This is a genomic window from Neoroseomonas alkaliterrae, from assembly GCF_014199195.1.
Taxonomy (GTDB): domain Bacteria; phylum Pseudomonadota; class Alphaproteobacteria; order Acetobacterales; family Acetobacteraceae; genus Neoroseomonas; species Neoroseomonas alkaliterrae.
In genome coordinates this window covers 321,602-342,597 of sequence record NZ_JACIJE010000001.1, presented here as the reverse complement: position 1 = coordinate 342,597, position 20,996 = coordinate 321,602, and the positions used below count along the sequence as shown (strand labels likewise).

At 73.7% G+C, this 20,996-nt stretch carries 21 protein-coding genes and 1 tRNA gene; 16 read left to right on the top strand and 6 right to left on the bottom strand.

Features of this window, described 5'->3' with window-relative positions; translation table 11 throughout:
- Positions 1–99 precede the first annotated feature (99 nt).
- Both FHS88_RS01645 and FHS88_RS01640 read right to left on the bottom strand, forming a co-directional pair.
- A complete protein-coding gene (locus tag FHS88_RS01645; RefSeq protein WP_184480639.1) occupies positions 100–648 on the bottom strand; it encodes a cytochrome b/b6 domain-containing protein in 549 nt (182 codons plus the stop codon).
- Complete coding sequence (locus FHS88_RS01640) at positions 629–1,219, bottom strand: YceI family protein (protein WP_184480637.1); 591 nt, start codon at positions 1,217–1,219, stop codon at positions 629–631. Before FHS88_RS01640 ends, FHS88_RS01645 begins: the two co-directional genes overlap by 20 nt.
- Before the next feature lie 162 nt (positions 1,220–1,381).
- Here FHS88_RS01640 and rimP point away from each other — a divergent pair, with 162 nt between their 5' ends.
- From rimP to FHS88_RS01610, 6 genes are all read left to right on the top strand, one after another.
- On the top strand, positions 1,382–1,909 hold the full coding sequence (rimP, locus tag FHS88_RS01635) for a ribosome maturation factor RimP (protein WP_246419163.1): 528 nt from the start codon (positions 1,382–1,384) through the stop codon (positions 1,907–1,909).
- Positions 1,910–1,922: 13 nt separating this feature from the next.
- A complete protein-coding gene (gene nusA, locus FHS88_RS01630) occupies positions 1,923–3,476 on the top strand; it encodes a transcription termination factor NusA (protein WP_184480632.1) in 1,554 nt (517 codons plus the stop codon).
- Positions 3,460–4,089, top strand: coding sequence for an RNA-binding protein (locus tag FHS88_RS01625; protein ID WP_408903957.1), 630 nt, complete (start codon positions 3,460–3,462; stop codon positions 4,087–4,089). The genes nusA and FHS88_RS01625 overlap by 17 nt, the downstream gene beginning before the upstream one ends.
- A 58-nt stretch (positions 4,090–4,147) precedes the next feature.
- Positions 4,148–6,847 carry a translation initiation factor IF-2 gene (infB, locus tag FHS88_RS01620; protein ID WP_184480630.1) on the top strand — a complete coding sequence of 900 codons (2,700 nt, stop codon included), beginning with the start codon at positions 4,148–4,150 and terminating at the stop codon, positions 6,845–6,847.
- A gap of 181 nt (positions 6,848–7,028) precedes the next feature.
- On the top strand, positions 7,029–7,445 hold the full coding sequence (rbfA, locus tag FHS88_RS01615) for a 30S ribosome-binding factor RbfA (protein ID WP_184480628.1): 417 nt from the start codon (positions 7,029–7,031) through the stop codon (positions 7,443–7,445).
- On the top strand, positions 7,442–7,831 hold the full coding sequence (locus tag FHS88_RS01610) for an acyl-CoA thioesterase (protein ID WP_184480626.1): 390 nt from the start codon (positions 7,442–7,444) through the stop codon (positions 7,829–7,831). The genes rbfA and FHS88_RS01610 overlap by 4 nt, the downstream gene beginning before the upstream one ends.
- Here the strand turns inward: FHS88_RS01610 and FHS88_RS01605 are convergent, their stop codons facing one another.
- A complete protein-coding gene (locus FHS88_RS01605) occupies positions 7,832–8,068 on the bottom strand; it encodes a hypothetical protein (protein WP_184480624.1) in 237 nt (78 codons plus the stop codon). It abuts the gene before it with no gap.
- Between the two features lie 52 nt (positions 8,069–8,120).
- Here FHS88_RS01605 and truB point away from each other — a divergent pair, with 52 nt between their 5' ends.
- The 8 genes from truB to FHS88_RS01565 all read left to right on the top strand — a co-directional run bounded on the left by truB (position 8,121) and on the right by FHS88_RS01565 (position 15,605).
- Positions 8,121–9,071 (top strand): tRNA pseudouridine(55) synthase TruB, encoded by a 951-nt coding sequence (gene truB / locus FHS88_RS01600; RefSeq protein ID WP_184480622.1) that lies wholly within the window; start codon positions 8,121–8,123, stop codon positions 9,069–9,071.
- Positions 9,072–9,097: 26 nt separating this feature from the next.
- Complete coding sequence (gene rpsO, locus FHS88_RS01595) at positions 9,098–9,367, top strand: 30S ribosomal protein S15 (protein WP_184480620.1); 270 nt, start codon at positions 9,098–9,100, stop codon at positions 9,365–9,367.
- Between the two features lie 187 nt (positions 9,368–9,554).
- Positions 9,555–10,574: a dihydrodipicolinate synthase family protein gene (locus FHS88_RS01590; RefSeq protein WP_338146337.1), complete on the top strand. Its 1,020-nt coding sequence runs from the start codon at positions 9,555–9,557 to the stop codon at positions 10,572–10,574.
- 13 nt (positions 10,575–10,587) lie between these two features.
- Positions 10,588–11,742 (top strand): Gfo/Idh/MocA family protein, encoded by a 1,155-nt coding sequence (locus FHS88_RS01585; RefSeq protein WP_184480616.1) that lies wholly within the window; start codon positions 10,588–10,590, stop codon positions 11,740–11,742.
- A 2-nt stretch (positions 11,743–11,744) separates the two neighbouring features.
- On the top strand, positions 11,745–12,905 hold the full coding sequence (locus FHS88_RS01580; RefSeq protein ID WP_184480614.1) for a dihydrodipicolinate synthase family protein: 1,161 nt from the start codon (positions 11,745–11,747) through the stop codon (positions 12,903–12,905).
- A 121-nt stretch (positions 12,906–13,026) separates the two neighbouring features.
- Positions 13,027–13,830, top strand: a complete 804-nt coding sequence (locus FHS88_RS01575) for a sugar phosphate isomerase/epimerase family protein (RefSeq protein ID WP_184480612.1) — start codon at positions 13,027–13,029, stop codon at positions 13,828–13,830.
- Positions 13,831–13,857: 27 nt separating this feature from the next.
- On the top strand, positions 13,858–14,826 hold the full coding sequence (locus FHS88_RS01570; protein ID WP_184480610.1) for a Bug family tripartite tricarboxylate transporter substrate binding protein: 969 nt from the start codon (positions 13,858–13,860) through the stop codon (positions 14,824–14,826).
- A gap of 185 nt (positions 14,827–15,011) precedes the next feature.
- Positions 15,012–15,605: a hypothetical protein gene (locus FHS88_RS01565; protein ID WP_184480608.1), complete on the top strand. Its 594-nt coding sequence runs from the start codon at positions 15,012–15,014 to the stop codon at positions 15,603–15,605.
- Positions 15,606–15,684: 79 nt separating this feature from the next.
- Here the strand turns inward: FHS88_RS01565 and FHS88_RS01560 are convergent, their stop codons facing one another.
- Together FHS88_RS01560 and FHS88_RS01555 are read right to left on the bottom strand one after the other, a co-directional pair.
- A complete protein-coding gene (locus tag FHS88_RS01560) occupies positions 15,685–17,241 on the bottom strand; it encodes an ABC transporter substrate-binding protein (RefSeq protein WP_184480606.1) in 1,557 nt (518 codons plus the stop codon).
- A 2-nt stretch (positions 17,242–17,243) separates the two neighbouring features.
- On the bottom strand, positions 17,244–18,098 hold the full coding sequence (locus FHS88_RS01555; protein ID WP_184480604.1) for an NHL repeat-containing protein: 855 nt from the start codon (positions 18,096–18,098) through the stop codon (positions 17,244–17,246).
- Positions 18,099–18,163: 65 nt separating this feature from the next.
- On the opposite strand from FHS88_RS01555, the gene FHS88_RS01550 reads away from it, so the two are divergent.
- Positions 18,164–20,056 (top strand): hypothetical protein, encoded by a 1,893-nt coding sequence (locus FHS88_RS01550; RefSeq protein WP_184480602.1) that lies wholly within the window; start codon positions 18,164–18,166, stop codon positions 20,054–20,056.
- 95 nt (positions 20,057–20,151) lie between these two features.
- Entirely contained in the window at positions 20,152–20,880 is a 729-nt protein-coding gene (locus tag FHS88_RS01545) for a hypothetical protein (protein ID WP_184480600.1), read from the top strand.
- Between the two features lie 36 nt (positions 20,881–20,916).
- Here FHS88_RS01545 and FHS88_RS01540 read toward each other — a convergent pair.
- A tRNA-Gln gene (locus FHS88_RS01540) sits at positions 20,917–20,991 on the bottom strand.
- Between the last annotated feature and the right edge of the window lie 5 nt (positions 20,992–20,996).

The window sequence follows — 20,996 nt, the reverse complement described above, 5'->3', positions numbered from 1 at the left end:
GGCAGGCGCGGCCCGCGCTTCCGCCGGCCCGCCCAGCGTGCCGTCGCGGGCCGCCGGGCCCAGGTGGCGGGCCGCCGGCGGCAGAGGACACGCCGCGCCCTACCGCCCGAGCATCCGCGCCAGCGTGCCGCGGCCGCGCCGGTGGTGGTGCAGCGCCGCCGCCGCATGGCCCGCCGCGAGGAGGACGAGCGCCCAGGCCGCCCCCTGGTGGACGGGGCGGATCAGGGCGTGAAGCGCCTCGTCCGGCGGCAGCGCGTGCGGGACCGGCACCAGCAGGAACAGCGTGGTCTCGATCTGGCCCGGCGCGGTGCTGGCGGCGAGGTATCCGAGCAGCGGGACCGCCAACAGCAGCGCGTAGAGCGCGCCGTGCGTGGCCGCCGCCGCGCGGTGCTGCCAGGCCGGGATGGCGGGATCGGGCGCCGGCCGCCCGCGCCGCGCGCGCAGCCAGAGCCGCCACAGCACCAGCGGCGGCACCAGCAGCCCGAGCGTCTTGTGCGCCTGGTAGGCGATGATCTTCTCGAGCAGCCGCGTCAGCGGCAGCGCGACCATCACGAGGCCGATGGCGAAGGCCGCCGCGACCAGCAGCGCCGCGGCCCAGTGCAGCCGCCGCTGCGCCGCGCTCCAGCCCTCAGACGAGGATGCGGACACGGACCGTCAGGCGGATCTCGTCCGAGATCGCCGCCTGCTCCGCCGTCATGCCGAATTCCGAGCGGCGCAGGGTGCCGCCGGCGCTGAAGGCGGCGACCTCGCGCCCGAGCGCGGGGTCCTGCCGGCGCTCGACGAGCCGCGCCTCCATCCGGTGCGGGCGCGTGATGCCGCGGATGGTCAGCTCGCCGGCCAGGGCGAAGCGTTCCAGGCGGCCCTCGCCGGTGGCGCGGCCGGAGAAGCGCGCCTCGGGGAAGCGCTCGACATCGAAGAAGGCGGGCGAGCGCAGGAGGTCCACCGCGCCGGGATAGGCGAGCGCGACGGCGGCGGTCCGCACCGTGACCGCCACCTGGCTGGTCAGCGGGCGCTCGGGGTCGATCAGCAGCTCCGCCTCGAAATCCTCGAAGCGCCCGGTGGAGGTGAGCACGCCGAGATGGCGGGCGGTGAATTCGAGCTGCCCCGCGCGCGCATCGAAGACATAGCGGCTGCGCGCCGCGGCGGGCCGGGCCGGCGCCCCCGCCAGGGCGCCGAGGCCGGCGAGCAGGCCGCGCCGCGATGTCGCCCCCATCCGCATGCCCGAGACCCTCCTCGACCGGTGTCGCGGCCATGATCTCGGCCGGCCCGCCCGGCCCGCAACCCCCGCTTGCATCCGGCCGGGCGAAGTGTCATGAAGCGGTTCGACAACTCATCCGGACCGACGGGGGGTGGCCTTGAAAGGGGCCGCCTTTTTTGTTGCTTGAACGACACCGACGACCTGCCGCGCCATGAGGGCCTCGAGGCCCGCATCGCCGAGTCCATCCTGCCGACGCTGACGCATATGGGCTACGAGCTCGTGCGCGTGCAGGTCTCGGGCAAGGAGCGGCCGACGGTGCAGGTCATGGCCGACCGCGCGGACGGCGCCGCCTTCACCGTCGAGGATTGCGAGGCGATCAGCCACGCCATCGGCGCCGTGCTCGACGTGGCGGACCCGATCCGGGGCGAATGGAACCTCGAGGTTTCCTCGGCCGGGATCGACCGCCCTCTGACGCGCGCGAAGGACTGGAACCGCTTCGCCGGGCATGTCGCGACGGTCGAGCTCGCCATCCCGCAGGACGGGCGGAAGCGCTTCCGCGGCGTGGCGCTGGGCGCGGATGCCGAGCACGCGCGCCTGCGCCTCGACGACGGCAGCGAGATCGCCCTCCGCCGCGACAACATCCGCCGCGCCAAGCTGGTGCTGACCGACGAACTCATCGCCGCCACCGCGGCGCCGCCAACGAAGAACTGAGAGGGACACACCCATGGCCATCGATGTCGCCATCGCGAGGCCCGAACTGCTCCAGGTCGCCGACGCCGTCGCGCGCGAGAAGATGATCGAGCGCGACGAGGTGCTCGAGGCGATGGAGCAGGCCATCCAGAAGGCCGGCCGCGCCAAGTACGGCCACGAGAAGGACATCCGCGCCACCATCGACCGCAAGACCGGCGAGGTGAAGCTCTCCCGCTGGACCGAGGTGGTGGCCGAGGAGCCGGTGGAGAACGAGGCGACGCAGATCCCGCTGCGCATCGCGCAGAAGATCAAGCCCGGCATCCAGGTGGGCGAGTTCATCGTGGACCCGCTGCCGCCCATCGACTTCGGCCGCATCGCCGCGCAGACCGCCAAGCAGGTGATCGTGCAGCGCGTGCGCGAGGTCGAGCGCTCCAAGCAGTACCAGGAATACAAGGACCGCGTGGGCGAGATCATCAACGGCATCGTCAAGCGCACCGAATACGGCAACCTGATGGTGGACCTCGGCCGTGCGGAGGCGCTGCTGCGCCGCGACGAGACCATCCCGCGCGAGGCCTTCCGCAACGGCGACCGCGTGCGCGCCTACATCTACGACGTGCGCGAGGAGCCGCGCGGGCCGCAGATCTTCCTCTCCCGCACGCATCCGGGCTTCCTCGCGAAGCTGTTCGCGCAGGAGGTGCCGGAGATCTACGACGGCATCATCGAGATCAAGGCGGTCGCCCGCGACCCCGGCTCGCGCGCCAAGATGGCCGTGATCAGCCGCGATTCCTCCATCGACCCGGTCGGCGCCTGCGTCGGCATGCGCGGCTCGCGCGTGCAGGCGGTGGTGGCCGAGCTCCAGGGCGAGAAGATCGACATCATCCCCTGGTCGCCCGATTTCGCGACCTTCATCGTCAACGCGCTGGCGCCGGCGGAAGTCTCCAAGGTCGTGCTCGACGAGGAGAACAGGCGCTGCGAGGTGGTGGTCCCCGATGACCAGCTCAGCCTCGCCATCGGCCGGCGCGGGCAGAACGTCCGCCTCGCCTCCCAGCTCACGCGCTACGACATCGACATCCTGACCGAGGCCGAGGAGAGCGAGCGCCGTCAGGAGGAGTTCCGCAAGCGCACGGGCCTCTTCGTCGAGGCGCTGGACGTGGACGACGTGATCGCCGGCCTGCTGGTGCAGGAGGGCTTCTCGACCATCGAGGACATCGTGCAGGTCGAGGACGAGGAGCTCGCGAACATCGAGGGCTTCGACGAGAGCGTCGCGGCCGAGCTCAAGCGCCGCGCGGCCGCCTTCATCGAGAAGCGCGACGGCGAGCTCGACGCGAAGCGCCGCGAGATGGGCGTGGACGACGTGCTGGCCGAGATCGGCGGCTTCAGCCCGGCGATGATGGTCACGCTGGGCGAGAAGGGCGTGAAGACGCTCGAGGATCTGGCCGACCTCGCCGGCGACGAGCTGATCGAGATCCTGGGCGAGGAGGTGGTGGACGAGGAGACCGCCAACGCCATCGTCATGGAGGCGCGCCGCCGCGCCGGCTGGCTCGGCGAGGAGGAGGAAGGCGCTGAGCCGGGTGAGCCGAACGCCTGACGATCCCGCCGCGGGGCCGGAGCGGGAGGACGAGCCGGAGACCGGCCCGCTCCGCCGCTGCATCATGACCCGCGCCGTGCTGCCCAAGGAGCGGATGATCCGTTTCGTCCTCGGGCCGTCGCGCGAACTGGTGCCGGACCTGGCCGGCAAACTGCCCGGCCGGGGAATGTGGTTGAGCGCGCGGGGCGATGTGCTAGAAGGCGCGTTGAACCGCGGGGCCTTCATGCGGGCCGCGCGCGGGCCGGTCACGTTTCCCTCCGACCTTCGTGCGCGGATCGAGGACGGTCTGCGCGCCCGCATCCGCGACCTGCTGGGCCTGGCCCGGCGGGCAGGCCAGGCGGTTTCGGGCTGGCAGGCGGGCCGGGAATGGCTCCAGGCCGGCCGCGCGGGGCTGCTGGTCCAGGCGTCGGACGGCAGCCCGGCGGAACGCGCGCGCTTCGGCGGGCGCGGGCTTCCCGCGGTGCAGCCCCTGGCGGCCGCGGAACTGGGCATGGTCTTCGGGCGGGACCATGCCGTGCATGTCGTCGTGGCGCCCGGCCGGCTGGCGAACGCCATCCGGGACGAGGCGGAACGGCTGGCGGGCTTTGCCGGCACACCGCCGGGAACTGCGTGAGGGGCACGCGCCGCGTGTCCCTGGATGGTGTCTTTTGGGATCGGGTTCGGATCGGCGGATGAGCGACCAGAACGAGCAGGACGCGGGCAAGAGCAGGCTGAGCCTTCGGCCCGGCGGACGGCTTGAACTCGGCAAGACGGTGGATGCCGGCAGCGTGCGGCAGTCCTTCAGCCATGGCCGCAGCAAGACGGTCCAGGTCGAGGTGGTGAAGAAGCGCGTCGTCACGCCCGCGGCCAAGCCCGGCGTCGCTGCCCCTGCGGCGCGGCCGGCCGGCCCGGCCTCGGCGAAGCCCGCCGCGCCCTCCGCCCCCGCGGCGCGCGGGCCCGCGCCCGGCGGCCGCCCGCTGACCCAGGCCGAGATCGCGCTGCGCCAGAAGGTGCTCGAGGAGAATCGCCGGCTCGAGGCGCAGCGCCAGCGCGAGGAGCGCGAGCGCCAGGCGCTGATGGTCCGCTCCGCCGCCGAGGAGGCCGCGCGCCGCGCCGAGGAGGAGCGCCGCGCCGCCGAGGAGGCCGCCGCCCGCGCCGAGGAGGAGAAGCGCGCCGCCGAGGAGGCCGCCGCCCGCGCCAAGGCCGCCGAGCAGGCCCGCAGCGCCGCCGAGGCCGCCGCGGCCGCGACCGCCGCCGCCGCCAAGCAGGCCGGCGCGCCGGGTGCCCGGCCCGCCGCCCCGGCCGCGCCCGCCGCCCGCAAGGCCGATGCCGAGGCGCCGGCCGCGCGCCTCACGCTCAAGGCCCGCGCCCCGTCGGATGACGACGAGGAGACGCGCCGCCCCGCGCTGCGGCGCCCGGGCGGCCCGGCCGGCGCGCCCGGCCGCCGGCCCATGCCGGTGCCGGTCAAGAAGGCCGCGCCTACCGGCGACCGCCGGCGCGAGGGCCGCATCGACGTGCTGGCCGCGATCGAGGGCGAGGACGAGCGCACGCGCTCCATCGCCTCGCTGCGCCGCGCGCGCGACCGCGAGCGCCGGCAGCAGGAGCTCGCGCGCCTGCGCTCGGGCGCCGAGCGCGTGGTGCGCGACGTGGTGGTGCCCGAGACCATCACCGTGCAGGAACTGGCCAACCGCATGGCCGCGCGCGGCGGCGAGGTGGTGAAGGCGCTGTTCCGCATGGGCGTGATGGCGACGCTGACCCAGTCCATCGACGCCGACACCGCCGAGCTGGTGGTGCAGGAGTTCGGCCACCGCGTGAAGCGCGTGGCCGACAGCGACGTGGAGATCGGCCTCGAGGGCGCGGAGGACGCGGAGACCGACCTGCAGCCCCGCCCGCCCGTGGTCACCATCATGGGCCATGTGGACCACGGCAAGACCAGCCTGCTCGACGCGCTGCGCAAGACCGATGTCGCCGCGCACGAGGCCGGCGGCATCACCCAGCACATCGGCGCCTACCAGATCACGGTGCCGGACGGATCGAAGGTCACCTTCATCGACACGCCGGGCCACGAGGCCTTTACCGCGATGCGCGCGCGCGGCGCCTCGGTCACCGACATGGTGGTGCTGGTGGTCGCCGCCGATGACGGCGTGATGCCCCAGACGATCGAGGCCATCCGCCACGCCAAGGCGGCGGGCGTGCCGCTGATCGTGGCGGTGAACAAGATCGACAAGCCCGGCGTCCGGCCCGAGCGCGTGAAGCAGGAGCTGCTGCAGCACGAGGTCGTGGTCGAATCCCTCGGCGGCGAGACGCAGGAGGTCGAGGTCTCGGCCACCCAGCGCATCAACCTCGACAAGTTGCTCGAGGCCATCTCGCTGCAGGCCGAGGTGCTGGACCTCAAGGCCAACCCGAACCGCGCCGCCGAAGGCACGGTGATCGAATCCAAGCTCGACCGCGGGCGCGGCCCGGTGGCGACGGTGCTGGTCCAGAAGGGCACGCTGCGCCAGGGCGACATCGTGGTGGCCGGAGCCGAGTGGGGCCGTGTGCGCGCCATGCTCGACGACAAGGGCCGCCAGCTCAAGGAGGCGCCGCCCTCCCTGCCGGTGGAGATCCTGGGCCTTTCCGGCGTGCCGGCGGCGGGCGACAACTTCATCGCCGTCGAGAACGAGGCCCGCGCGCGCGAGGTCAGCGAGTTCCGCCAGCGCCGGGCGCGCGAGAAGGCCTCCGCCGCGGCTGGCGCGCGCGGCAGCCTGACCGACATGCTCGCGCGCATCCAGGCGGGCGAGCAGAAGGAGGTCGCCGTCGTCGTGAAGGCCGACGTGCAGGGCAGCGCCGAGGCGATCGGCGTCACCCTCGGCAAGCTCGGCAACGAGGAGGTGAAGGTCCGCGTGCTGCACTCTGCGGTGGGGCAGATCACGGAATCCGACATCCAGCTCGCCAAGGCGTCGGACGCGGTGATCGTGGCGTTCAACGTGCGCGCCACCGCGCAGGCGCGCGACCTCGCGCAGCGCGAGGGCGTGGACATCCGCTACTACTCGATCATCTACGAGGTCGCGGACGACATCGAGAAGCTCTACAAGGGCAAGCTCGCGCCCGTGCAGCGGGAGAAGTTCCTGGGCTACGCGCAGATCCTGCAGGTCTTCGAGGTCAAGAAGGTCGGCAAGGTCGCGGGCTGCCGCATCACGGAAGGCGTGGTCAAGCGCGGCGCCGGGGTGCGCCTGCTGCGCGACGGCGTCGTGATCCACCAGGGCGAGCTGTCCACGCTCAAGCGCTTCAAGGACGACGTGCGCGAGGTGGGCAACGGCCTCGAATGCGGCATGTCCTTCGCGAACTACGACGACATCCGCGTGGGCGACCAGATCGAGTGCTACGAGGTGGAGACCGTCGCGGCGGCTTGAGCCGCCACGACGGGTTTCGTTCGCCCTCAGGCGCCGGGCGGCCGCATCCGCGGCCCTGGCTCGCGCGCCCTGGGCCGTCGCATCGGCGGCAAGCGGCGGTCTGGGCGCGGTCGCGCTTCGCGCGCCCGGCGCGGCTTCACCGCGCCGCAGGGTGCGCCCGAGTTGAACGGGTAGGTTCCCGATGAGCAAGCACCATCACCGCGGCCATGCCGAAGGCCCTTCGCAGCGGCAGCTCCGCGTCGCGGAGGAGATCCGCCACGCGCTCTCGGCCGTGTTCACGCGCGCGGAGTTCCGCGACCCGGACCTGCATGGCGTGCATGTGACGGTGACCGAGGTGCGCGCCTCGCCCGACCTCAAGCACATGACGGCCTTCGTCTCGGCGCTGGGCAAGGATCTCACGGCGGTGCAGATGGCCGCGCTGAAGCGCGCCTCGCCCTACCTGCGGCGGGAGGTGGCGCAGGCCGTGCGCCTGAAATACGCGCCCGACCTGCATTTCCAGCCCGACACCGCGCTTGGCTACGCGATGCACATCGACGAGGTGATGCGCCGGCCCGAGGTGCAGCGCGACCTCGCGCCGAAGAAGGACGGCGAGGAATGAGCGCCGCCCCGCCCCGCGAGGCCCCGCAGGTCCGCGTCATCGCCATGCCGGCGGACGCCAACCCGGCCGGTGACATCTTCGGCGGCTGGCTGATGGCGCATATGGACCAGGCCGGCGCCTCGGTCGCGCTGCGCCGCGCGCGCGGGCGCGTCGCCACCGTCGCGGTCGAGGCCATGGCCTTCCACCTGCCGGTGCGCGTCGGCGACGAGGTGAGCCTCTATGGCCGACTGCTCGGCGTCGGCCGCTCCTCGATCCGCGTCCATGTCGAGGCCTGGCGGCGCGACCGCACGGCCGAGGACGCGGCGCGCGTCACTGAGGCCACCTTCACCTTCGTGGCGCTGGATGCCGATGGGCGTCCGCGCCCCGTGCCGCCCGAAGCCGCCTGATCAGGAGGCACAGCTGAAGACCTGCAGCACGAGCAGGATGCCGAGGAGAAACCCCGGCACCATGAATCCCAGCGCCGCGACCGGCGCCGCGACGAGCGCGCCGACCAAGGCCCCGCCCCAGCCTCCGCCCGCCGCGGCGCCGATCGCAGCCCCGCCCGCCAGCACGATCGCCGCGATCAGGGCGCGGGCCCAGAGCGGGTGATCGCGGCCGGCGGCTTCCGCTTCCTCGCCCTGCATCGCCGTCGCTTTCCCTCTCCCGGTGCCACCTGACACCATCGCGGATCATCACATGGCCCATCACCGCCACCGCAAGCCCAAAGGCCGGCCGATCGACGGCTGGCTGATCATCGACAAGCCCACGGGGATCGGCTCGACCGATGTCGTGACCCTCTGCAAGCGGGCCTTCCAGGCGCAGAAATGCGGCCATGGCGGCACGCTCGACCCGCTCGCCACGGGGGTTCTGCCGATCGCCTTCGGCGCGGCGACCAAGACCGTGCCCTATGTCATGGACGGCACGAAGCAGTACCGCTTCACGCTGCGCTTCGGCGAGGCGCGGGATTCCGACGACGCCGACGGCAAGGTCGTCGCCACCAGCGACGCACGCCCGACCGATGCGCAGATCCGCGCCGCCCTGCCCGCCTTCATCGGCGACATCATGCAGGTGCCGCCCGTATTCTCGGCCATCAAGGTGGCGGGGGAGCGGGCCTACGACCTCGCCCGCGCGGGCGAGCAGGTGGAACTCGCCCCGCGCCCGGCGCGGGTGGACCGCTTCGAGCTGATCGAGCGCCCCGACGCCGACACTGCGGTGTTCTTCGTGGAGAGCGGCAAGGGCGTCTACATGCGCTCGCTCGCGCGGGACATCGCCCGCGCCTGCGGCAGCCTCGGCCATATCGCAGCCCTGCGCCGGCTGCGGGTCGGACCCTTCCTCGAGAAGGATGCGGTTCCGCTGGACAGGATCGCGGTTTCCGGCGATACCCCGCCCCCTTCCCCGGACCTGCTGCTTCCGGTGACGACCGCGCTGGCCGACATCCCGGCGCTGGCCCTCACCGAGGCCGAGGCCGCCCGCCTGTCCTTCGGCCAGCCCATCCCGCTGGTCGAATTGATGGGCCGGGTTCCGCGCGAGGCCAACCCCGACGGGGGCCTGGCCAGGGCGATGGCGGGGGGGCGCCTGATGGGCCTCGCCCGCTTCGAGGACGGCTTGCTGAAGCCGGAGCGGTGGCTGGGCCAGGGCGGTTCCTGAACCTCCTCACGCAAGGAATACGCACGATGTCGATCACCGCGGAGCGCCGCCAGGCGCTGATCAAGGACTACGCGACCAAGCCGGGCGACACCGGCAGCCCGGAAGTGCAGGTCGCCATCCTCTCCGAACGCATCGCGAACCTGACCGAGCACCTCAAGACCCACGCGAAGGACTTCCATTCGCGCCGCGGCCTGCTTGTGCTGGTCGGCCAGCGCCGCGGCCTGCTCGACTACCTCAAGCGCAAGGACCAGAAGCGCTACGAGACGCTGATCGGCCGGCTCGGCCTGCGCCGCTGACCGTGGCGGAGGGGCCCGGCCCCTCCCGCCTCCGCCCCGCAACGAGAGCCCCGCGCTGCCCCGCGCGGGGCTTTCGGCGTTGATGGGCCGCCCTTGACCCGTGCCCGCGCGGCGCGTAGTAACCAAGCGGTTACCGTGTTCCGGGGGGAAACGCGTGGGTCTCAGGCGAGAGGATTTGCCGCCGGCTGTGGCCGCGCGTCTGGCGGCGGGCTGCGTCATCCCGGCCCATCCGCTGGCGCTCGACGCGTCCCGCGCTCTCGATGCGCGGCGGCAGAAGGCGCTCTCGCGTTACTACCTAGATGCCGGGGCGGGCGGCCTCGCGGTCGGCGTCCACACCACGCAATTCGCCATCCGCGAGCGCGGCCTCTTCGAGCCGGTGCTGCGCATCGCCGCCGAAGCGGCGGCCGAACACGCCGCGGCGCCGATCCTGGTCGCCGGCGCCATCGGCCGCACGGCGCAGGCGGTGGCCGAGGCGCGGATCGCGCGCGGGCTCGGCTACCATGCCGTGCTGCTCTCCCTCGCCGCCTGGAAGGGTGCGACCGAGGACGAGATGATCGCGCATTGCGAGGCGGTGGCGGCCGAGATGCCACTGTTCGGCTTCTACCTCCAGCCCGCAGTGGGTGGGGTGCCGCTCTCGGCCGCCTTCTGGCGCCGTTTCGCCGCCATCGGCAACGTCGTCGCGATCAAGATCGCGCCCTTCAACCGCTACGCGACGCTCGACGTGCTGCGCGGCGTGCTGGAGGCGGGGGCGCAGGACCGCATCGCGCTCTACACGGGCAATGACGACCACATCGTGGCCGATCTGCTCACGCCCTTCACGCTGGTGCACCGGGGCGTGCCGACGACGCTGCGCATCGTGGGCGGGCTGCTCGGGCACTGGTCGGTCTGGACGCGCGCGGCGGTGGAGCTGCAGGCGCGCTGCGCCGCCGTGCGGGGCGCCATCCCGGCGGAGCTGCTCGCCCTCGATGCCGCGGTCACGGAGATGAACGCCGCGGTCTTCGACGTGGCGAACGCCTTCCATGGCGTGATCGCCGGCTGCCACGAGGTGCTGCGCCGCCAGGGGCTGCTGGAAGGCATCTGGTGCCTCGACGAGCATGAGACGCTCTCGCCCGGGCAGGCGGAACTGCTGACCGCCGTCGCGCAACGCTACCCGCTGCTGACGGATGACGGCTTCGTCGCCGCCAATCTCCATCGCTGGCTTTCGTAAGGGATCCTCGCACATGGCGGAACGCCGCATCGGCCTCATCATGAACGGCGTCACCGGCCGGATGGGGATGAACCAGCACCTGATCCGCTCCATCGCCGCGATCCGCGCCGATGGCGGCGTGCGGCTCGCGAACGGCGACACGCTGATGCCCGATCCGGTGATCGTCGGGCGCAACCGCGCGAAGCTGGAGGCGCTGGCGCGCGCGCACGGCATCAGCCGCGTCAGCACCGACCTCGATGCCTGCCTGGCCGACCCGAAGGACGAGATCTTCTTCGACGCCGCCACCACCCAGATGCGCGCGGGGCTGCTGCGCAAGGCGATCGCCGCGGGCAAGCATGTCTATTGCGAGAAGCCGACCGCCGACACCCTGGCCGATGCGCTCGATGTCGCGCGGCTGGCGAAGGAGAAGGGCATCAAGAACGGCGTGGTGCAGGACAAGCTGTTCCTGCCCGGCCTGCGCAAGCTGAAGATGGTGATCGATTCCGGCTTCCTCGGGCGCATCTGCTCGGTGAAGGGCGAGTTCGGCTACTGGGTCTTCGAGGGCGACCTGCAGCCGGCGCAGCGCCCCTCCTGGAACTACAAGAAGGCCGAGGGCGGGGGCATCATCCTCGACATGCTCTGCCACTGGCGCTACGTGCTGGACAACCTGTTCGGCAATGTGGAGGCGGTCTCCTGCCTCGGCGCCGTGCACATCCCCGAGCGCATCGGCGAGGACGGCAAGCCCTACAAGGCGGATGCCGACGACGCCGCCTATGCGACCTTCCAGCTCGAAGGCGGGATCGTCGCGCACATCAACTCCTCCTGGGTCACGCGGGTGCGGCGCGATGATCTCGTCACCTTCCAGGTGGACGGCACGCACGGCTCCGCCATCTGCGGCCTGCACAAGTGCTGGACGCAGAGCCGCGTCGCCACGCCCAAGCCGGTGTGGAACCCCGACCAGCCGCAGACCATCGACTTCTTCGCCGGCTGGCAGGAAGTGCCGACCACGCAGGACTACCCCAACGGCTTCCGGGTGCAGTGGGAGGAGTTCCTCAAGCATGTCGCGGGCGAGCGCCCCGACTATCCGTGGAACCTGCTGGCGGGTGCGAAGGGCGTGCAGCTCGCGGAAGCGGGCCTGAAATCCTGGGCCGAGCGCCGCTGGATCGACCTGCCGAGGCTGGAGGTCTGAAGATGCCGACGATCAACCTGCCGAACGGCGATCGCATCGAGGCCTTCGCAACCTCCGCGCCGCGCGACTTCCCGAAGGCGACACCACCCTTCCCGCGCGTGGCACTCGCCGCCGCGCATGTCGTGGCCGATCCTCTCGCCGAGCAGGATCCCTGGCTCGACGTGAAGATCGACTGGGACCGCACCATCGCCTACCGGCGCTACCTCTGGTCGCTCGGCCTCGGCGTGGCGGAGGCGATGGACACCGCGCAGCGCGGCATGGGCCTCGACTGGACGGGCGCGCAGGAACTGATCCGCCGCTCGCTCGATGCGATGAAGGAGGTGCCGGGCGCGGTGATGGCGAGCGGCGCCGGCACCGACCATCTCGCCCCCGGCCCGGACGTGACCGTGGACGACGTGATCCGCGCCTATGAGGAACAGTGCGAGGCCATCGAGGCCATGGGCGGGCGCATCATCCTCATGGCCTCGCGCGCGCTGGCCAGGGCCGCGCGCGGGCCCGCGGACTACGAGCGCGTCTATGGCCGCATCCTGTCGCAGGTGAAGCAGCCGGTCATCATCCACTGGCTCGGCGAGATGTTCGACCCCGCGCTGGAAGGCTACTGGGGCAACCACGACCACATGGCGGCGATGGAGACGGCGCTTGCCGTGATCCATGCCCATGCGGACAAGGTGGATGGCGTAAAGATCTCGCTGCTCGACAAGGACAAGGAGATCGCGATGCGCCGCCGCCTGCCGCGCGGCGTGCGCATGTACACCGGGGACGACTTCAACTACGCCGAGCTCATCGCCGGCGACGAGCAGGGCTACAGCGACGCGCTGCTCGGCATCTTCGACCCGATCGCGCCGGCGGTGGGCGGGGCGCTGGCGGCGCTGTCGCGCAACGACCTGTCCACCTTCCACGACATCCTGGCGCCGACGGTCCCGCTGTCGCGCCACATCTTCCGCGCCCCCACGCGCTTCTACAAGACGGGCGTGGTCTTCATGGCCTGGCTGAACGGCCACCAGGACCATTTCGTGATGGTCGGCGGCCAGCAATCCACGCGCAGCATCCAGCATTTTTCCGAACTCTTCCGCCTCGCCGACAGGGCGGGGCTGTTGCGCGACCCCGAGATGGCGGTGGCGCGGATGAAGACGCTTCTTGCCTTGCACGGGGTGGCGTCGTGAGGGTGCGTCGCCCCCTCCCACGCTGCCGCCGGGCGCGCGCGGGTATCGGCTTCCAAAGGCCTTTCGGCCTTTGGTGGGGGGAGTGCGAGGGGGGCAAAGCCCCTCTCGCGGACAGCCGCGCATGAAGCCCCCCGGCCCGCTCAGCCTCAACACCATCACGGTGAAGGCGCTGAGCCTCGCGCAATGCATCGAGGCCTGCGCGCGCCACGGCATCCCCGGCATCGCGCCCTGGCGCGACGTGCTGCAGGCGATGGGCACGCAGGCCGCGGCGAAGCACATCCGCGATGCCGGGCTGCGCGTCACCGGCCTGTGCCGCGGCGGCATGTTCACACTGGGCGATCGCGCCGCCGCCATCGAGGACAACCGCCGCGCCATCGAGGAAGCCCACGCCATCGGCGCCGACTGCCTCGTGATGGTCTGCGGTGGCCTGCCCCAGGGCAGCAAGGACCTGCCCGCCGCGCGCGAGATCGTCCGCGAGGGCCTGCACGCCATCCTGCCCGAGGCGCGCGCGGCGGGCGTGACGCTTGCGCTCGAACCGCTGCACCCGATGACCTGCGCGGACCGCTCGGTGCTGTCCACGCTCGGCCAGGCGCTCGACCTCTGCGACGAACTCGGCGCTGGCACGGGCGTCGCGGTCGATGTCTATCACGTCTGGTGGGACCCCGACCTCGCGCGGCAGATGGCGCGCGCGAAGGGGCGCATCGCCGCCTTCCATGTCTGCGACTGGAAGGTGCCGACCGCCGATCTCGTGCTCGACCGCGGCCTTCCGGGCGAGGGCGTGATCGACATCCCCGCCATCCGCGCCATGGCGGAAGCCTCGGGCTGGACCGGCGGCGTCGAGGTCGAGATCCTGTCGAGCCACTGGTGGGCGCAGGACCCCGAGCATGTGCTGCGCGAGGTCAAGGCCCGCCACGCCTTCTGCTGAACGACAACGATACCGGGAGGACAAGCCATGAACGCCACACGCCGCGCGCTGATCGCCGCCACGTTGCTCGCCCCCGCCGCCGCGCGGGCGCAGGCCTGGGCGCCGACGCGCGCCATCCGCTTCGTCGTGCCCTTCCCGGCGGGCGGGGCGACGGATGTCGTCGCCCGCGTGCTGGGCGAACGCATGCAGGAGACGCTGGGCCAGCCCGTGGTGGTGGAGAACCGCACCGGCGCGGGCGGCAATATCGGCGTCGAGAACGTCGTGCGCAGCCCGGCCGACGGCCACACCATCCTGATGGGCACGACCGGCACGCTGACGGTCAACCCGCATCTCTACAGCACGCTCGGCTTCGACCCGCTGCGCGACCTCGCGCCCGTCTCGATGGCCTTCACCACGGACCATGTGCTGATCGTGAACCCGCAGGTGCCGGCGCGGACGGCGCAGGAGTTCCTGGCCCTGGTGCGCGGGCAGCCGGGGCGGCTCTCCTACGGCTCGGCGGGCGCGGGCTCGTCCACGCATACGGTGCCCGAGCTGTTCAAGCTCGCCGCACGGGTGGACATCACGCATGTGCCCTATCGCGGCAGCGCGCCGGCGCTGAATGACGTGGTGGCGGGCAATGTGCAGGTGATGCTCGACCAGATTCCCTCGGCCATCGGCCAGATCCAGGCGGGCCGCGTGCGCGCGCTGGCGGTCACGGGCGCGCGCCGCTCCGCGCTGCTGCCCGATGTGCCGACCATGGCCGAGATCGGCCTGCCCGAGGCGCAGGCGACCTCCTGGGGCGCCGTGATGGCGCCCGCGGGAACGCCGGCGCCGGCCATCGCGCGGCTGAACGCGGCGATCCGCGACGCGCTGGCGCAGCAGGCGGTGCGCGACCGGCTGGCGGCGGCGGGGGCGGAGGGCGTCGCATCCTCGCCCGAGGAACTGGCCGCCTATCTGCGCGCGGAATCCGAGAAATGGGCGCGCGTGGTGCGTGAGGCCCGCATCACCGTGAACTGATACCGGCAGGGCTGGCGGGGCGGCCGCGCGCGGAACCAGATACCCTGCGGACAAAGGTCGATCCCTTGTCCGCAGAGGGTGAAGCAGGGGCGGGCATCGCCGCCGCCCGCGGATTGCCGCGGCGCCCGGCGCGGCATCGGCGGGCGCCGCACCCGCGCCATGCCGCCATCCGGAGGGCCGAGCCCATGCTGCTTCGCTTCGAGGAGTTCACCGCCCGGCCGGGCCGCGCCGCCGCCCTGCAGGCGCGGCTGCGCGCGGTTCCCGGCGGCCGCCTGTTCGGCCTCTGGCGCGCGCAGATCGGCGCCTCCATGAACCTCGTCACGCGCGCCTCGCTGTGGCCGGGCGAGCCGCCGCCGGCGCCGGAACGTGCCGATCCGGATGTCGCGGCGCTGCGCCTGCGCGTGCTTCGCATCCTCGCCCGCGGCGAGACCCCGCCCGACCCCGCGCGGGGCGGGATCGTCACGCATCGCTGGTTCCTCCTGCCCGCCGAGCGGGTCGGCGAGATGGTCGCCATCACGACGGAGGCCTGGCAAGGCTTCGAGGGCGACACCGGCAGCGAGCCGCTCGGCCTCTGGCAGGACCGCGCCGAGGCCGCGCCGGCCCATGTGCTGCTGATGACCTGGTATCCCTCGCTCGCAGCCTGGGAGCAGAGCCGCTTCTGGAACGCCGCGGCGGCCGGCGCGAACCAGGCGCAGCGCGCCCGCTGGGGCGCGCTCTTCGCGCGGCGGCGGGAGATGCTGCTCGACACCTGGGTGACCGTCCACGGCGCCGAGGCCTGATCCCGGCGGGCGGACGCTTCGACCCTTCACGCGCCGGCATCGCGCGGGAGCGCGAGGCCGGCGGGGGACGACCGGACCGTCAGCGCGGCGCGAAATCCATCGCCTGGGTGTACTGGTCGAGGCGCGGCCGGTGCGCGATGCCGCTGCGGTGCGCCCAGGTCGCGGCCTCGAAATGCAGCGGGATCAGCGCGCGTTCGCCCATCGCGCGCGCCGAGGCCAGGCGCAGCAGCGCCTCGCGCGGGGCGTCGGCGGCGGTGCGCAGCGCCTCGGCCAGCAGCGCGTCGAAGCGCGCATCCGACCAGCCCCCGCGGTTGGAGGCGCCGAGCCCCGTCGCCGCATCGCGCGTGGCGAGCAGGCCGCGCAGCGGCGAGGAGGCCTCCCCCGTCCCCGCGCCCCAGCCCACCAGCATCAGGCTGAACTCCGGCCGCTGGCTGCGCGCGGCATAGGCGGCCCAGGGCAGGGTCTCGACGCGGGCGCGGATGCCCACGCGCTCGAGCATCGCCCCGATCGCCTGCAGCACGGCGGCGTCGCGCAGGAAGCGGTCATTCGGCCCGTGCAGGGTCAGCACGAAGCCGTCCGGGAAGCCCGCCTCGGCGAGCAGCCGCCGGGCGCGCGCGGGGTCGTGCGGATCCGGGCGCAGCGCGGGATCGGCGCCGAAGAAGCCCTCCGGCACCACCTGCGCGGCCGGCACGCCCTCCCCGTTCAGCACGCGCTCGACGATGGCGGCGCGGTCGATGGCGAGGCTGATCGCCTCCCGCACGCGCGGATCGCGCAGCGGGTTGGGCCGGATCGGCCGGCCCTGCGCGTCGGTCACGAAGGGCGTCGGATCGCGCCCGACATCGGGAAAGAGGAACACCACCTTGTTCGAGGCGCTGCGCGACAGCACGATCCCGCCCTGCCCGGCGAGGCGGTCGAGCAGCTCCGGCGCGGGCGCCTCGATCGCATCCACGTCGCCGGCGAGCAGTGCGGCCACGCGGGCGGCGCCGTTGCGCATCACGCGCTGCTCGACCCGCGCCCAGGGTTGCGGCCCTTCCCAATGCGCCGGGTTGCGCTCCAGCACCAGGCGCTGGCCGGCGCTGAAGGCCGCGAAGCGATAGGGCCCGGTGCCGATGGCCGCGATGCCGCGGTCGAAGGCCTCGCTCGCCGCGCTGGCGTGGCGGGCGGCGATGACGGGCACGAGCGAGAGGTCGTTCGGCAGCAGCGGATGCGGATGCCGCGTCGTGATCCGGAGGGCGAGCGGCCCGGTCGCCTCAACGGCCGCGATGGCGCGGGTGTAGAGCGCGAAGGAGGAGGGCGAGCCCTGCAGGCTGCCCGCGCGCCGGATGCTCGCCGCCACGTCCTCGGCGGTGAGGGGCGTGCCGTCGTGGAAGGTCACGCCGGCGCGCAGCGTGATCTCCCATTCCGTCGGGCCGGCGGCGCGCCATTGGGTGGCCAGCCCCGGCACGAGGCGCTGCCGCGCATCCTGGCGGATCAGCGTCTCGAAGACATGGCGCGAGGCCGCGTTGTTCGAGGAGGTGTTGTGGAAATGCGGATCGGCGGAGGTGACATCGGCCGCGAGGCCGATGGCCAGCGTCTGCGCCGCCGCCGCCCCTGCCAGGAAAAGCGGCAGCAGCGCCGCCGCGATGCGCAGACCCATCGCTACTCCCTGACCGGCACGAGGCGCGTGATCCTCGGCGGGTTCTGCTCGCTGAGGTAGATGCAGCCATCCGGTGCACGCCACATGCCATGCGCGCCGTTCAGCACCGGGCGGCAGCGCCCGCGGATCATCCCGTCCGGCCCGAGCAGCGAGAGCTGCGGCACCTGGTCGGTCACGTAGAGCCCGCCGCCCGGCGCGCCGTGCACGCTCATGGGCTTGTGGTTGCCGCGCCAGTCCGCGAGCCACATGCCCTCGGGCGTGAAGACCTGCACGCGGTTGTTCTCCCGGTCGGCCACCGTGACGCGGCCATCGGGCAGCACCCAGACCGAATGGGGCGTGCTGAACTGGCCCGGCCCGCTGCCCTCGCTGCCCCAGCGGCCGAGCGGCGTGCCCTCGGCGCTGAAGCGGTGCACCACCGAGGCGGCGTAGCCATCGGCGACGTAGATCGTGCCGTCGGGCGCGAAGGCGACATCGCAGGGCGCGTTGAAGGGCTCGCCCGGATGGTCGCGCCGCCCGATGCCGCCCATGCGCCTGCCGTCGCGGCTGAAGACGATGACCTCCTGCGCGTCGCGGTCCACCACGAAGACGCGCCCGTCGGGATGGACGGAGAGCATGTGCCCGTCCGCCACCTCCGCCCCGCCCCAGGCATCGAGGCGCCGCCCGTCGGGGGCGAGCACCACCACCGCCGGGCCTTCGGGATCGGCCATCGGATCCTGGCGCAACAGCACATGGACGCGGCCTTCCGCGTCGCAGGCGACATCGCTCGGCACGCCCGCGCCCTGGGGCACCTCGCCCCAGGGGCGCTCGACGCGGTAGCGCGTCTCGCCGAGGCGGACGAAGAGCTGGTGGCGGGGCATGGCGCGTCCTTCCTGCTGCGCGGCCAGCGTGGCGCGCGGGGGCGGGGCGGGCAACCGGGGGCGGCTTGACGCGACGCGGAGGCCCCGCGCACACCGGCAGCACCGTGGCCGCACCGCCCGCACCGCCGCCGCCCGCCCGCCAGGAGCCGCCCGCGCGGATCGGCCCGGCGCTGGTGCTGTTCGCGGTGCTGCTGGTGGCGCTGATGAATCTCGGCGGCCTCGCCGGGTGGAATGCGGGGCTGCTCGACGGGCGGCTGGTGGACCCCGACAGCTACCTCCGGCTGCTGACCATCCTGGAACTGCGCGAAGGCGCCCCGTGGTTCGAGGACGTGACGCCGCGCCTCGCCGCGCCGGATGGGCTCGTCAACCAATGGACCCGGCCGCTCGACCTGCTGGTGCTGCTGCCGGCGCTGGCGATCGAGGCGCTGGCCGGCCTGCCCGGGCGCGAGGCGCTGGTGTGGTCGGGCATCCTCGTCTCGCCGCTCACGCATGTCGCGGCCATCCTGGCCGCCGCCTGGGCGGCCGGCATCGCCTGGGGTGGGCGGGCACCCTGGTATGCCGCGCTGGTCATGGCCGGGACGCCGGCGGTGGCGACCTACAGCGCGCTGGGCCGGCCGGACCATCACGGGCTGATCATCGCCCTGCTCACCCTCGGCCTCGGCGCGGCGCTGCGCGCGGCGATGCCGGGCGGGCGGGCGCGCGATGCCGCGCTGGCGGGCGCGGCCTTCGGCCTCGCCACCTGGAGCGGGCCGGAGGCGCTGATCGTGGCCGTGCCGGCGCTGGCGGCCTTCGGCCTCGCGGCGCTGCTGGCCGAGGACGGGCGGCCGCTAGCGCGGCGGGGGCTTGCCTGCAGCCTCGGGCTGGCGGCGGCCTGCGCCATCGGCATCGCCGCCGAGCACCGCCCCGCCGCCTGGCTGGTCGCCGAATACGACCGGCTGTCGGTGCATCACCTCGGCCTCGCGTTGCTGGCGGGCGCGGTCTTCGCGGTGGCGGCGGCGGCCGGGGCGCGGCCGCGGCCGATGCGCGCCGCGCTGGCCGGCGCGGCCGGCCTTGCCGCCTTCGCCGCGCTGCTGGCGCTGTTCCCGGGCACGCTGCGCGGGCCGCTGGCCAATGCCGATGCCGCCTATCTCGCGCTGTTCCACCCGACCATCCAGGAGAACCAGCCGCTGCCGCCCTTCGGCCCCGGCGACCCGTGGGAGGCGGCGATCTACATCGCCGGCGGCGCGCCGCTCGGGCTGCTGGCGCTCTGGCTCGCGCTGCCCGGCTGGCGGCGGGACGGGCGCTGGCCGGCGGCGCTGGTGCTCGCCCTGCCGCTGCTCGCCGGGTTGGCCGCGACCTTCGGCGCGCGGCGCTTCGGCATGGACCTCGCCCCGCCCGCGGCGATCGCGGCGGCGGGGCTGGTGGGGCTGGTGCTGCAGGCGCGCCGGCCGCGATCCGAGGCGCTGCGCGCATCCCTCGCGACGCTGCTGTTCTTCGGCGCGCTCGCCGTGCCCTTCCTCGGGCTGCGCGCGCAGGAGACCCCCGGCTCGACGGCGGTGCGCGCCGAGGCGACGGCGCGCTGCGACTGGACCGCGATGGGCCGCTGGCTGGGCGCGGCGCGGCCGGGCGTGGCGCCGGGGGCGCCGGCGCCGGTGCTGATCGCCTCGGACGTGTTCGAGGGGCCGGAACTGGCGTGGCGGACGCCCTATCGCGTGGTCGCCACGCCGCATCACCGCGCCGGCCGGGCCATCGAGGACACGCTCGGCTTCTTCGCCGCGACCGACCCCGAGGCCGCGCGGGCCATCGCCGCGCGGCGGCAGGTCGCGCTGGTGCTCGCCTGCGTGGCGAGGGGCTCGGAGACGATCCCGGCGGGCAGCCTCGCCGCCCTGCTGCGCGATGGCGCGCCGCCGCCCTGGCTCGCGCCCGTCGCGCTGCCGCCGGGGCTGTCGGGGTTCCGGCTGCTCGAAGTGGTGCGCTGATGCGCGCGGGGACGGGGATCGGGCTTCGCCCGCCGGTGCCGCGCGCGGCCGGCGCAACGGTTCCGGCGCGGCGCGAACCGCTCTAGGCTGAGCCCATGCAGGACGATGCCCCGCGGACCCGCCGCGCCTCCGCCCCGACAGCGATCCTCGCCTGCGCCCTGCTGGCGCTGGCCGGTTGCGGCCCCGGCGGCGAGGGCGGCGGCGGCCAGCCGGGCGCGGCCGCGCCGCCCCCTCCGCCCGCCGCCCAGGCGCTCGCGCGCATGAGCGCCGCGGCCCAGCGCGGCGCCTGGGACGCGGTGGTGGCCGAACAGGTCCCGGCCTGCGAGGGCGCCGCCGACAAGCCCTGCGCCGAGGCCCAGGCGCTGCGCGCCCGCGCCTGCCGGCGCCTCGCCGCAACGGCGCCGGAGGCGGCCCGCGCGGGCTACCGGGATTGCGCGGTGCAGGCGGGCCAGGCCGCGCTCGCGGCCGGCGGCGCCAATACCCAGGCCGAGCGCAACGCCTGGCGGGCGGAACTGCTCCAGGCGCTGTTCGACCGCCGCGCCGTGACGCCGCGCGCCGGCATCTGCCCCGACAACGACCTGATGCGCGCCGAGGCCGACCGGCTGCTGCGCGACTCCCCCGGCAATGCGGTGGCGCGCTTCCATGCCGGCAATGCGCGGATGCTCGGCGTCTCGGTGTCCTGCGGCGCGGAGGACCAGCGCTGCGCGGACCTCGCCGAGGCGGCGCGGCTGCTGACCCCGCCCCAGGCCGATCCGCGCTGGATGCAGACGCTGGAAGGCGTCAGGACGCTGCAGCGCGTGGTGGTGGGCTGCCCGGAGGGCTGAGGCGCGGCGCCTCGGAGGCCGCCCTCGGGCCGGGGATGGTTGGGGCGCCAGGATTCGAACCTGGGAATGGCGGTACCAAAAACCGCTGCCTTACCGCTTGGCTACGCCCCAGCCAT

Bases quoted from the DNA above. Each gene is read 5' to 3' on its own strand.
- nusA (WP_184480632.1), top strand. From the start codon at position 1,923: ATGGCCATCGATGTCGCCATCGCGAGGCCCGAACTGCTCCAGGTCGCC.
- FHS88_RS01580 (WP_184480614.1), top strand. From the start codon at position 11,745: ATGCCGACGATCAACCTGCCGAACGGCGATCGCATCGAGGCCTTCGCA.
- FHS88_RS01570 (WP_184480610.1), top strand. From the start codon at position 13,858: ATGAACGCCACACGCCGCGCGCTGATCGCCGCCACGTTGCTCGCCCCC.
- FHS88_RS01610 (WP_184480626.1), top strand. From the start codon at position 7,442: ATGAGCGCCGCCCCGCCCCGCGAGGCCCCGCAGGTCCGCGTCATCGCC.
- FHS88_RS01565 (WP_184480608.1), top strand. From the start codon at position 15,012: ATGCTGCTTCGCTTCGAGGAGTTCACCGCCCGGCCGGGCCGCGCCGCC.
- rbfA (WP_184480628.1), top strand. From the start codon at position 7,029: ATGAGCAAGCACCATCACCGCGGCCATGCCGAAGGCCCTTCGCAGCGG.
- FHS88_RS01555 (WP_184480604.1), bottom strand. From the start codon at position 18,098: ATGCCCCGCCACCAGCTCTTCGTCCGCCTCGGCGAGACGCGCTACCGC.
- FHS88_RS01605 (WP_184480624.1), bottom strand. From the start codon at position 8,068: ATGCAGGGCGAGGAAGCGGAAGCCGCCGGCCGCGATCACCCGCTCTGG.
- infB (WP_184480630.1), top strand. From the start codon at position 4,148: ATGAGCGACCAGAACGAGCAGGACGCGGGCAAGAGCAGGCTGAGCCTT.
- FHS88_RS01585 (WP_184480616.1), top strand. From the start codon at position 10,588: ATGGCGGAACGCCGCATCGGCCTCATCATGAACGGCGTCACCGGCCGG.
- truB (WP_184480622.1), top strand. From the start codon at position 8,121: ATGGCCCATCACCGCCACCGCAAGCCCAAAGGCCGGCCGATCGACGGC.
- FHS88_RS01575 (WP_184480612.1), top strand. From the start codon at position 13,027: ATGAAGCCCCCCGGCCCGCTCAGCCTCAACACCATCACGGTGAAGGCG.
- rpsO (WP_184480620.1), top strand. From the start codon at position 9,098: ATGTCGATCACCGCGGAGCGCCGCCAGGCGCTGATCAAGGACTACGCG.
- FHS88_RS01640 (WP_184480637.1), bottom strand. From the start codon at position 1,219: ATGCGGATGGGGGCGACATCGCGGCGCGGCCTGCTCGCCGGCCTCGGC.
- FHS88_RS01545 (WP_184480600.1), top strand. From the start codon at position 20,152: ATGCAGGACGATGCCCCGCGGACCCGCCGCGCCTCCGCCCCGACAGCG.
- FHS88_RS01560 (WP_184480606.1), bottom strand. From the start codon at position 17,241: ATGGGTCTGCGCATCGCGGCGGCGCTGCTGCCGCTTTTCCTGGCAGGG.